Annotated in this window: 10 protein-coding genes; 5 read left to right on the plus strand and 5 right to left on the minus strand. The window is 63.8% G+C overall.

What is annotated here, in order from left to right; genetic code table 11:
- The first annotated feature begins 68 nt into the window (after positions 1-68).
- From KPL81_RS16230 to KPL81_RS16245, 4 genes are all read left to right on the plus strand, one after another.
- Positions 69-254 carry a hypothetical protein gene (locus KPL81_RS16230; RefSeq protein WP_219793071.1) on the plus strand — a complete coding sequence of 62 codons (186 nt, stop codon included), beginning with the start codon at positions 69-71 and terminating at the stop codon, positions 252-254.
- A gap of 164 nt (positions 255-418) precedes the next feature.
- Entirely contained in the window at positions 419-868 is a 450-nt protein-coding gene (locus KPL81_RS16235) for a hypothetical protein (RefSeq protein ID WP_219793072.1), read from the plus strand.
- 217 nt (positions 869-1,085) lie between these two features.
- The gene (locus KPL81_RS16240; protein WP_209475496.1) at positions 1,086-1,268 is read left to right on the plus strand and encodes a type II toxin-antitoxin system HicA family toxin; all 183 of its coding nucleotides are present in this window, start codon (positions 1,086-1,088) and stop codon (positions 1,266-1,268) included.
- A gap of 36 nt (positions 1,269-1,304) precedes the next feature.
- Positions 1,305-1,718 (plus strand): type II toxin-antitoxin system HicB family antitoxin, encoded by a 414-nt coding sequence (locus tag KPL81_RS16245; RefSeq protein ID WP_086510540.1) that lies wholly within the window; start codon positions 1,305-1,307, stop codon positions 1,716-1,718.
- Positions 1,719-1,799: 81 nt separating this feature from the next.
- Here the strand turns inward: KPL81_RS16245 and KPL81_RS16250 are convergent, their stop codons facing one another.
- From KPL81_RS16250 to KPL81_RS16270, 5 genes are all read right to left on the minus strand, one after another.
- Positions 1,800-3,308, minus strand: a complete 1,509-nt coding sequence (locus KPL81_RS16250) for an MFS transporter (protein ID WP_209475500.1) — start codon at positions 3,306-3,308, stop codon at positions 1,800-1,802.
- A 55-nt stretch (positions 3,309-3,363) separates the two neighbouring features.
- The gene (locus KPL81_RS16255) at positions 3,364-3,822 is read right to left on the minus strand and encodes a universal stress protein (RefSeq protein ID WP_167115854.1); all 459 of its coding nucleotides are present in this window, start codon (positions 3,820-3,822) and stop codon (positions 3,364-3,366) included.
- Positions 3,823-3,891: 69 nt separating this feature from the next.
- Entirely contained in the window at positions 3,892-5,523 is a 1,632-nt protein-coding gene (locus KPL81_RS16260; RefSeq protein ID WP_219793073.1) for an MFS transporter, read from the minus strand.
- 285 nt (positions 5,524-5,808) lie between these two features.
- On the minus strand, positions 5,809-6,477 hold the full coding sequence (gene narL / locus KPL81_RS16265; RefSeq protein WP_209475503.1) for a two-component system response regulator NarL: 669 nt from the start codon (positions 6,475-6,477) through the stop codon (positions 5,809-5,811).
- Positions 6,478-6,483: 6 nt separating this feature from the next.
- Positions 6,484-8,376 carry a histidine kinase gene (locus tag KPL81_RS16270; RefSeq protein ID WP_209475505.1) on the minus strand — a complete coding sequence of 631 codons (1,893 nt, stop codon included), beginning with the start codon at positions 8,374-8,376 and terminating at the stop codon, positions 6,484-6,486.
- A gap of 170 nt (positions 8,377-8,546) precedes the next feature.
- Here KPL81_RS16270 and KPL81_RS16275 point away from each other — a divergent pair, with 170 nt between their 5' ends.
- Entirely contained in the window at positions 8,547-9,824 is a 1,278-nt protein-coding gene (locus KPL81_RS16275) for an MFS transporter (protein WP_219793074.1), read from the plus strand.
- Positions 9,825-9,918 lie beyond the last annotated feature (94 nt).

Here is a 9,918-nt window from a genome sequence, read left to right on the forward strand (position 1 = left end):
AATGGTGTTCTGAATAATGGCAGAGACCTTGCCGTGCTGATCACCACCACTGCAGGCGCCGCCGTAGCATGTTCGGCAGTCGCACCCAGCGCGACGAGGTGAGCCGGACCCGTGCCATCGGCAGCGAAGTGACCACTGGCGGCGACCTGCTCGTCGCCAGCGGGCTCGACCAGACCTACCAGGCGGCGCGGCTGCGGATTCTTGCCTGCGAGAATTCGAGAACAAGATATTCCCACGAAATCAGCAAATGTTGAGCGAAGCCTGACCTGTTCCGGTAGCCGATGCTATACGTCGGCTACCGTTTCGGTGGCAGAATAAGCGGCGACCCAAGGCGTTGCTTTGGTTGAGTCCGGGGGAGCCCGGCTCGGTCAAGCCGTGGTGCCTTCGCTGAGAGCCTAGAACAAGGAAGTGAATCGTTGTGACTGAGAAGGCAAACTACCCTTACTGGCGAGTGATCATTGGCTTCACGCTCTGTCCAGCGGCGGTGGCGTTATTGATCGTGAGCACCATGTTCTTGTTCTCCCTTTTCACCGGGCAGGCGTTTAGTGATGGCTGGGAGGTGTTTGGCGGGTTCTTCGCGATCGCTTCCATTGCCGCATTGACGGCACTCTATCTCTTTGGTGTGCCGGCTTTTTTACTATCTCTAATATACGTTTGGATAAAGCTGCGGAAGTCCTTGTGGGCTTATCTGCTCACTTTCTTCGCCGGTGGTGGTGGCGCTCAAGCATGGGCCCTGCTTCCTGTCGCCGGTTCCGAGGCTGGGCTGTTTGAATTTCCGGGGGCCTTCATCCTGGGCGCCATCTCGTCGTTGATCATGGCGTTCATCGCCTTGCCAAGCCGCCTGGAAGACAGCTCCGCTAGTGGGTAGGGCATCTCGTAGTCCAAGTGTTCCTATCCTTTCCTGCCCCTAAAAAACCGGCTACCGAAGTCGCCGCCTTGGTTGGGCCTGGCAGAGCTCGCCCCCGAGCTTTCCTACGCATTACGAGACTCAGAGCACTCCTGTGGAGTTATCAGGGTTATGAATTCTTGCGCAACTGCTTGAGCGGGGTTACTATAACCCCAAAGGGCACGGCAAGGAGCCGGGTGTGAAAAGCGCAGACTTGATCAAGGAGCTGGAAGCGGATGGTTGGACGTTGGACCGGGTCAAGGGAAGCCATCATCACTTTCGTCATCCATACAAGCCCGGCACCATCACCGTGCCTCACCCGAAGAAGGACCTGAAAAGGGGTCTGATACAGGGAATCAGGAAACAAGCCGGCCTCAAGTGAGTCCGGTAGCACCTGGCACCACACAGGAGCGACACCATGCACTACCCCATTGCGATCGAGGTTGGCGACGAGCAGCACGCTTATGGCGTGGTCGTGCCCGATTTGCCGGGCTGCTTCTCTGCTGGCGACACCTTCGACGAGGCAATCGCCAATGCCCGGGAGGCCATAGAAGGGCATCTCGAAAGCCTGTCGGAGCACGGCGACCCCATTCCCACCGCTACCGCCATCCAGCAGCATCTGGAGAATCCCGACTTCGCCGGGTGGATCTGGGCCGCGGTCGAGATCGACATGACTCCCTACCTGGGCAAGAGTCACAAGATCAACGTCACCCTGCCCGATCTGCTGATCAAGCGTATCGACAGCACCGTGGCGAAGCACGGCGATTATAAGAGCCGTTCCGGTTTTCTGGCTCGGGCTGCACTGCATGAACTTGAGCGTCACGCCCAATAAAGCCTAGCCCTGACAACACACCACCGACAAAAAAAGCGGCGACCGAAGTCGCCGCTCTGTTTGATGCCCGAAGGCTTGGGCTCAGCCTTGCTGCGGCTTGGCCTGGGCCGCGGCCAGTTCCTGCTCTTCGATCATGCGGTCGACGGAGGAGACATAGTACTCCTCGTCGAACGCCCCTTCCGGTTCCTTCAGCCACACCAGGCAGATCAGCCAGCTGAGGAAGGCGCCGGTGGCGATGATGAAGAAGAACTGGGTCGGGGTGACGAAGGTGAAGATGGTCAGGTAGACCACTGCCCCCACGTTGCCGTAGGCGCCGGCCATGCCCGAGATCTGGCCGGTGATGCGGCGCTTGATCGAGGGAATGATACCGAAGGTGGCGCCCTCCGCCCCTTGCACGAAGAAAGAGGTGAAGATGGTAATGGCGATGGCGATGATCAGCGGCCACTTGGCGTTGAGCAGGCCCATCAGCACGAAGCCGATGCCGATGCCGAACATGTAGCTGAGCATCACGAAGCGGCGGTTGCCCAAACGGTCGGAGACCAGGCCGCCCATGGGGCGCGCCACCAGGTTGACGAAGGCGAACGAGGAGGCGATCAGGCCGGCGGCGGCGGCGGTAAGCCCCCAGGTCTGCTCGAAGAACATTGGCAGCATCGAGACCACGGCCAGCTCGGCGCCGAAGTTGGCGAAGTAGGTGCTGTTGAGCGCAGCGACGCTGTTGAAGGAGTACTTGTCGTCCTCCGGCACGCCCTTCTTCAGGATCGGCACGTTGACGCGCAGGATCTGCACGATCTGATAGAGCACTACGGCAGCGATGACCAGGTAGGCGATGGCGGCACCGGTGGTGGAGAGGTAGCCCAGGTTCTGGATGCGCCACACCAGGATGCCCAGCACGCCGACCAGCGGAATGGTCCACAGGATAAGCTTGATCATGTCGGCCCAGCTGCTGACCTCCATGGCCATCGCCTTGCGCGCCTTGCGGTGCGCCTTGGCGTCGGGACCGTCGGTGATGGCGAACCAGTAGTACACGCCGTAGGCGGCCATGACGATGGCGCTCTGGGCGATGGCCCAGCGCCAGCCGTCGGCACCGCCGTACCAGGTGAGGGCGATGGTCGGCAGGGTCATGGCGGCGGCGGCGGAACCGAAGTTGCCCCAGCCGGCGTAGAAGCCCTCGGCGAAGCCGATGTGCTTGGGCTTGAACCACAGCGCGGTCATGTGGATACCCACCACGAAGCTGGCGCCCACGGAGCTGAGCACCAGGCGGGCCACCAGCAGCTGGGTCATGGAGTCGCCGAAGGCGAACACCAGGGCGGGGATCGACATGAGCACCATCAGCACCGAGAACACCCGGCGCGGGCCGAAGCGGTCGAGTGCCATGCCGACGATGATGCGCGCGGGTATGGTCAGCGCCACGTTGCAGATGGCGAACAGCTTGATGTCTTCCGGTGTCAGCCAGTCGACGCTCTTGAGCATGCTCGAGGCGAGCGGCGCCATGTTGAACCAAACATAGAAGGTGATGAAGAATGCGATCCAGGTCAGGTGCAGCGCCCGGATCTCGGGGGTGCGAAACTTGAATAGGTCGGCGACTTTCATGGTCGTATCATCCTGAAGTGAGAGCTCGGTTAGCCACGCGTGACGGGATCGCCGCTCACGGGCTGGGCAGAATCAGCAGCGGACATTCGACGCGTCGGGCGAGGAAGGAGCTGACCTTGCCGAAGGTCATGTAGTCGAGCTCGTCGACGAAGTAGCTCAGCGACTGGGCGATGATGCCGCCGTCGGGCTTGCTGCTGTGACGGGCGATGACCAGCACGTCCGGGGCGTGCTTCTGGGTGGCCTGCAGCAGCATCTTGCGGGCGTCGCCCTCGGCCAGCACCCAGTCGACCTCGAAGCCCTCCTGGTGAGCGAAGTCGGCGCCCTCCTTGAGGGCCGTCTTCATCTCTTCGTATTCCTGTTGGAACAGCGTCTCGTTGGCGTCGGTGGCGTCACCGGGATTCTCCGCCACGCCGACCAGGATCAGCGTGGGGGCATTGCAGCGAAACAGGCTGACGGTCTGGGCAAGGGCCAGTTTGGCGTTGCGCGAGCCGTCATAGGCGATCATGACTTTCATGGCATCCCTCCGAAGAAGGCAAGGTAGGGGGCGTGCACCGGAGCGTGCTCCGGTGCACCGATGACCGCATCAGGGGTTCTTGATCTCGGCGCCGGGGCGCAGGTAGAACCACCAGTTCACCACCAGACACACCGCATAGAAGATCGCGAAGCCGTACATGGCGAGCTCGGGGGTACCCATCTTGATCTGCTCGCCCATCACCCGCGGGGCGATGAAGGCGCCGTAGGCGGCCACGGCGGAGGTCCAGCCCAGCACCGGGCCCTTCTGCTGCTGGTCGAAGATCACGCCGATGGTGCGGAAGGTGGAACCGTTGCCGATGCCGCTGGCGGCGAACAGCACGATGAACAGCAGCAGGAACATCCAGAAGTACTGGTTGGGGTCGGTGGAGTTGTAGGCCAGCATCATCACGTAGCCCACGGCGGCCGAGGCGATGACCATGATTACCGAGATGGCCTGGGTGACGATGGAGCCGCCGAGCTTGTCGGAGATCCAGCCGCCGAGCGGGCGGATCAAGGCGCCGACGAACGGTCCCATCCAGGCCCAGGTCAAAGCGCTGGGGCCGTCCGGGTTGGCCACGCGAGTGATGCTACCGTCGGCGGCGACTTCCATCATGTTGCCGAAGATGACCGAGATGGAAAGCGGCAGGGCGGCAGAGAAGCCGATGAACGAGCCGAAGGTGGCGATGTAGAGCACCGTCATCGACCAGGTGTGCTTGTTGGAGAAGATCGCGAACTGCTTCTGGATGTTGGTGCGGATCTGGCCGGGCATCATGCGCAGCAGGGCCAGGGTCAGGCCGATGGTCAGCGGCAGGGCGAGCCACATGTTGAGCCAGCCGAGGGCGACCACGCCGATGATCGAGGTGAGAATGCCCACGCCGTAGAGGCCGAGGATCTTGCCGAAGGCGGCGACCGGATTGCCGGGGTTCGGGGTGATGTCGCGAATGTTGTTCATGCCGAACCAGCCCAGGAAGGCCAGCGGCACCAGGAATACCAGCCAGATGAAGCCGGCGTTCTGGATCCAGGTGTCGGTGCCTGCCTCGATACGGCCGATCAGGGTGCCGCTGGAGCTCTGCAGCTCCATGGGGCTCCCAGCAATGGCGCCGAAGATGCCTATGGTCATCACCAGCGGAATCAGGATCTGCATGGTGGTGACGCCGAAGTTGCCCAGGCCGGCATTCATGCCCAGAGCGTAGCCCTGCTGCTTCTTCGGATAGAAGGTGGAAATATTGCTCATCGAGCAGGCAAAGTTACCGCCACCGATGCCCGAGAGCAGCGCCAGCGCCTGGAAGACCCAGAAGGGGGTTTCCGGGTTCATCAGCGCCACGCCGGTGCCTGCGGCCGGCAGCATCAGCAGCGCGGTGGTCAGGAAGATGGTATTGCGCCCGCCGGCGATGCGGATCATGAACGAGGCGGGAATGCGCAGGGTGGCGCCGGAGAGGCCGGCGATGGCGGTCAGTGTGAAGAGCTGGCTGACCGTGAACGGGAAGCCCAGGTTCTGCATCTGCGTGGTGATCATGCCCCACATCAGCCACACCGCAAAGCCCATCAGCAGGCTGGGGATTGAGATCCACAGATTGCGTGAAGCGATGCGCTTGCCCGTTTGTTGCCAGAACTGTTCGTCCTCGACGTCCCAGTGCTCGATGTCGGCATTCTTTGGTCTGCCGGCACCGAGCTTGCCGATATCGGCGCTCGATTTAGCCATGACGTTTCCCCTTCGTGATTTGACTGATCCCGCCTTGCGACATCCGCCCTGATCGGGATCAATTCAGGATCGGTTGCAGCAAAGATACGTCGCGCGAAAGGGGGGCGAAACCGCTCGAAATTACCGGAAAATCAGTCAGGTACCACTTGAGGGGTAGCAGGGGTAGGGAGGTAAGTGTTTGTTTTTACAAGACGGAGTGCGAGCAAAGGACACGAAAAAGGCGCCTTGCCGGCGCCCAGGAGTCTTTGGAGGTATCCACACAGAACCTTCTCTACCCATTGCTCGCTATCGGGCATCGATGCCTTCCTGCACGGCCCACACGGCCGCCTCCACCCGCGAGCGCAGGTTGAGCTTTTTCAGCAGGTGCTTGACGTGTACCTTGACCGTGCCTTCGGTGATGTCGAGCTTGCGCGCGATCAGCTTGTTGGAGAGGCCGGCGGCCAGTTCGCGCAGGATCTCGCGCTCGCGCTGGGTCAGGCTGTGGATGTCCGGCGTCGCGGGTGCCGCGCGCTGGTTGCGCAGCGCCTCGGCGAGCAGCGCAGTGAGACTCTCGCTGACCACCATGCGCCCCAGCGCCGCCTGGCGCAGCTGGCGCACCATCTCTTCGGGCTCCATGTCCTTGAGCAGATAGCCGTCGGCACCGCCGCGCAGGGCGGCTACCAGATCCTCTTCGTGGTCGGAGACGGTGAACATCACGATGCGACCGGCGTAGCCCGACTCGCGTAGCGCCTTCAGCGTCTGGATACCGTCCATGCCGGGCATGTTGAGGTCGAGCAGGATCATGTCCGGATCGAGCTCAGCGGCCAGGCGCACGCCCTGTGTCGGCTCGCCGGTATCGCCGACGAGCTGGAGGTCATCCTCCAGCTCGAGCAATTGGGCCACGCCGCGGCGCAACAGCGGGTGGTCGTCGATGATCAGGATACTGGCGGGGGTCTCGCTGACTGACTGGCCCATGATGTCTCAGTTTCCTTGGTCGTGAAGGGTCGATGGTTCGGCGGGCTGGCGGCTGATCAGGCGCGCCGTCTGCGGGGTGAAGGTCACCTCGATACAGGTGCCGCCCGTGGTGCGATTGGAGAGTTTCAGCTCGCCGCCCAGGGTGTGGGCACGGTCGCGCATGATCACCAGTCCGTAGTGCATCGGCGGCGAGTCGCTATCGGCCAGGCCGATGCCGTCGTCCTCTATACGCAGCGTAATTCGGGCGTGGTGGAAATCCACCGTTACCGCGGCCCAGTGGGCCTGGGCATGCTTGTGCGTATTGCTCAGCGCCTCGCGGGCGATCTGCAGGACATGGATCTCCTCGTTGGGGTTGAGCAGGTGGGGCGGCACGTCGTAGTGCATTTCCACCGGGGCGCCCATGCGCTCGGCGAACTCTTCGGTGGTCTGCCGCAGCGCCGTCTGCAGGCCCGGCCCCTCGAGCTTCAGGCGGAAGGTGGTCAGCAGCTCGCGCAGCTGGCGATAGGCGCTGTTGAGTCCGGTGCGCAGCTCATCGAACACCGCCGCCTGCGCCTCGCGCGGGGCGTCCTTGGCCTGCATGCGTTCCAGCCGCGCCACCTGCATCTTGAGGTAGGAAAGCGACTGCGCCAGTGAGTCGTGCAGCTCCCGGGCGATGATGGTGCGCTCGTTCATCAGCGAGACCTGCTGCTCCTCCTCGATGCGGCGCTGCAGATAGACCGCCGTGGCCAGCTGGTCGGCGAGGGCATTGAGCAGGCGGCGCACGCTGTCGGAGAGCGGCTGCTCCTTGGGATACCAGATCTCCAGGGTGCCGAGCATTTCGTCGCCGACGCTCACCGGCAGCAGCACGCATTCGCCCTCCTCGGTATCGGAGAGGCGAATGGGCCGGGGAGCGATCAGGCAGGCATGGCAATCGTGATCGCGGCAGTAGTCGGGGCGCCTTGCTGAGTGTGTGGCGAGGATCGGAATCGGACGGTCGTCGTGTGGGTCGTTGAGCAGCAACCGAATGGGCCCGATCTCGAGCAGTTGTTCGACCTGGCGCAGCATCGGCGCGGCGCTGGCGCACAGATCGTTGCCGCCTCCGTAGAGCCAGCGGCTGCCGTCGTGCAGTACCTGCATCACCTGACTGCTGCGCTCCAGTTCCCGGGTCTTGCGCTTGACCCGTTCCTCGAGGTCGGCGTAGCTGGTGCCGAGCTCCTCGGCCATGCCGTCGAAGGTGCGGCCCAGCAGTGCCAGCTCATCGGCGCCCTTGAGGCGGGTACGCACGGTGAAGTTGTGGCGCGCCGCCTCCCCGGCCAGCACCATCAACTGGCGCAGCGGTGCCACCAGGTTGTGGCGTATGTCATACAGCGCGATGGCGACGACTACCGCCGTAAGCCCCAGGAAAAGGATCTGAAGGGCGCTGAGCAGGCGGATCTTGGCCTCAGTGTTCTGCTCGAGCTGGGTGACCATGCGGTCGATCTCGCCCACCAGGCCGTCGAGGGTGCGGTTGAGCGACTCGATGTCCACCGAGCGGCTGTCGACGGCCTCGTTGACCTCCGGGGCCAGCTCGTTGTGCCAGCGCGACAGCACCAGGCGGTATTGTCGCCTGAGGTCATGGGCTTCGGATACGGGAATGGCGCCGGTCAGCTCGTCGCTCTCCAGGCGCTCCTCGAAGCGGCGCTTGAGCACGTGCACCGCCGCCTGGTGCTCCATCGAGGGGTGGCGCTCGTAACGCTGCAGGGCGGCGACGATCTGGTAGGTATTCATGCGCAGCGAGCCGGCGACGTTGATCGCCGCGGCATCGCCGCGGCTGCCGCCGGCTACCGCCATGGTTACCACGATGCTGATCAGGGCCATGGCGCTGATCGCCAGCAGCGAAGCCACGATGCGGGCCACGAGGGAGCGTTGCAGCAGTTTCAAGAAGGGCGAACTCCGTCAAATGTCGGTCCTGGGGACACTATACCCCAAGGGGCGGCATGCTACCGGGTGTGGTGCGACGCTGCTACCAAAGAGGTACCTCGCATGCCCTTTTGACCCTGTCCGGTAGGCGAACGAGAATCTCTACGACCACGCCACGAGGCCCACCGTTCATGACGTCCGCCGAAAAAGCCCCCGTCGTGGGCCAGCAGGTTGACTATCGCTCGCTGGTGGTCGTGCTGCTGTCGCCACTGGCCTTCGCCCTGGTGTTCGCCAGCTGGACCATTTTCGCCGTGCTCGGCATCGAGCTGAAGCAGGGGCTGGGCTTCGGTGAAGTGCAGTTCGCCGTGCTGCTGGCCATGCCGATGTTCACCGGCGCGCTCTCCGCGCTGCCGCTGGCGGCGCTGGCGCGCCTGGTGGGCGGCCGGCGGGTGATGATCGGCTGCCTGCTTTGGATCTGTCCTCTGCTGTGGGCCATCGCTCACTCCAGTGATTACTGGGAGTTTCTGCTCGCCGGCGCCGGCCTGGGGGTGGGCGCCGGCTCGCTGGCCGCAGGGCTGGTCTACGTCGCGGCGCTGTGCCCGCGGCGACACGCCGGCCTGGCGCTGGGGCTCTACGGCGCCGGCATGCTCGGTGCCGGGCTTACCTACTTCCTGCTGCCCTTGATCAGCCAGGCCTACGGCTGGCCCATGGCGCCCAAGCTCTACCTGCTGCCGATCGGGCTGGTGGCGCTGCTGCTGTGGGTATTTGCCGAGGAGTCGCCGCGACAGCCGGGAGCGCTGGGTGCCGGGGTTGGCGCGGCGCTCCCGGGCGGGCTGCCATCCCCCGCGGCGTGCCGCCTGGCGCTTTACTACAGCTTCTTCTACGGCACTTTCGTGGCACTGGCGCTGTGGCTGCCCGCCTACCTCATGGCGCAGTATGGCCTCTCGCTGATGGCCGCGGCTCTGTGGGCGCTGCTGTTCACCCTCCCCGGCGGGCTGGGGCAGATCCTCGGCGGGGCCTTGGCCGACCGGCGCGACTTTCGCGATCTGCGCTGGTGGGTCAGCGCCTGCGTGATGGCCTGTCTGTTCCTGCTCTCCTATCCCGACTTCACCATGCAGATCCACGGCGTGCACGGCGATCTCACGCTGGACTTCTCTATGCCGCTGGGCGGCTTTGCCGCGCTGCTCGCTACGATGGGGCTGGCCATGGGCATCGGTCAGGGCAGCCTGATGTGCCTGATCCATCGCGACCACGGCGACGACATGGTGCGCTCGGGCGGCCTTGCGCTGGCGCTGGGGGGGCTGTTTGCCGCCGTGCTGCCGCTGATGTTCGTGCTCGGCAACGAGTGGATCGGCGTGCGCACCGCCGGCTTCATGTTCCTCTATGCGGCGCTCGCGGTGTGCATGCTGGTCATGCTCTGGGAAGTGGGCAACCGCTCCCGCTCCGACTCGCTGCACGGAAGGGACTAACCCCTTTCTCGGGGCCTTCTATCACCTTGTGGGTAGAGCGGGTGTATATGGAGGTAACCGGGCAGTAATTCCCGCTTCGATCCCCCAGAATCCT

This window comes from Billgrantia antri, assembly GCF_019430905.1.
In the GTDB taxonomy this organism is placed as follows: Bacteria; Pseudomonadota; Gammaproteobacteria; order Pseudomonadales; family Halomonadaceae; genus Halomonas; species Halomonas antri.

Excerpts from the sequence above, each read along its gene's own strand:
- KPL81_RS16255 (WP_167115854.1), bottom strand. The coding sequence starts at position 3,822 with ATGAAAGTCATGATCGCCTATGACGGCTCGCGCAACGCCAAACTGGCC.
- KPL81_RS16250 (WP_209475500.1), bottom strand. The coding sequence starts at position 3,308 with ATGAAAGTCGCCGACCTATTCAAGTTTCGCACCCCCGAGATCCGGGCG.
- KPL81_RS16230 (WP_219793071.1), top strand. The coding sequence starts at position 69 with ATGTTCGGCAGTCGCACCCAGCGCGACGAGGTGAGCCGGACCCGTGCC.
- KPL81_RS16260 (WP_219793073.1), bottom strand. The coding sequence starts at position 5,523 with ATGGCTAAATCGAGCGCCGATATCGGCAAGCTCGGTGCCGGCAGACCA.
- KPL81_RS16245 (WP_086510540.1), top strand. The coding sequence starts at position 1,305 with ATGCACTACCCCATTGCGATCGAGGTTGGCGACGAGCAGCACGCTTAT.
- KPL81_RS16275 (WP_219793074.1), top strand. The coding sequence starts at position 8,547 with ATGACGTCCGCCGAAAAAGCCCCCGTCGTGGGCCAGCAGGTTGACTAT.
- narL (WP_209475503.1), bottom strand. The coding sequence starts at position 6,477 with ATGGGCCAGTCAGTCAGCGAGACCCCCGCCAGTATCCTGATCATCGAC.